Genomic DNA, 565 nt, shown 5'->3' with positions numbered 1-565 from the left:
ACTCGGCCTGTCGCCGGATGTCGTGGTGGCCACCGGCGGCGGCGATACGCCCGTCGGCGCGGCGGGGCTGGGCTGCGCCGATGCCGGGCAGGCGTTCCTCTCGCTCGGCACCGGCGCGGTCTATGTCGCGGTGCGCGAATCCTACGATCCCGACCCCGAAATCAGCCTGCACGATTTCGCCCACTGCCTGCCCGGCCGCTGGTACCAGATGGCCGCCATGCTCAATGGCGGCAGTTGCCTGGCCTGGGTCGCCGCCCTGTGCCGCGAACCCGACATCGCCGCCCTGCTGGACAAGGTCCAGGCGCGCGGCGCGGCACCGGGCCGCATCCTGTTCCAGCCCTATCTGCGCGGCGAACGCACCCCCTATCACGACCCCGCCGCCCGTGGCGCCTTCATCGGCCTGGACGCGATGACCGACGAAGTGGACCTCGCCCGCGCGGTGCTCGAAGGCGTCGCCTTCTCGCTGCGCCTGGGGCAGGACCTGCTGGCAGGCCGGCAATCGCCGGCCGGCCCGCTCCCGATCATCGGCGGCGGCGGACGCAGCCTCGCCTGGACCCGCATCATC

1 protein-coding gene is annotated in these 565 nt (G+C 73.1%); it reads left to right on the top strand.

Features of this window, described 5'->3' with window-relative positions:
* Positions 1-565, top strand: a 565-nt coding sequence (locus HUK84_RS22260; protein ID WP_246285841.1) for an FGGY-family carbohydrate kinase, incomplete at both ends; no start/stop codon positions are given.

The sequence above is a fragment of the Nguyenibacter vanlangensis genome (assembly GCF_013376155.1).
Taxonomy (GTDB): Bacteria; Pseudomonadota; Alphaproteobacteria; order Acetobacterales; family Acetobacteraceae; genus Gluconacetobacter; species Gluconacetobacter vanlangensis.
This window is presented reverse-complemented; position numbering and strand designations above follow the sequence as displayed.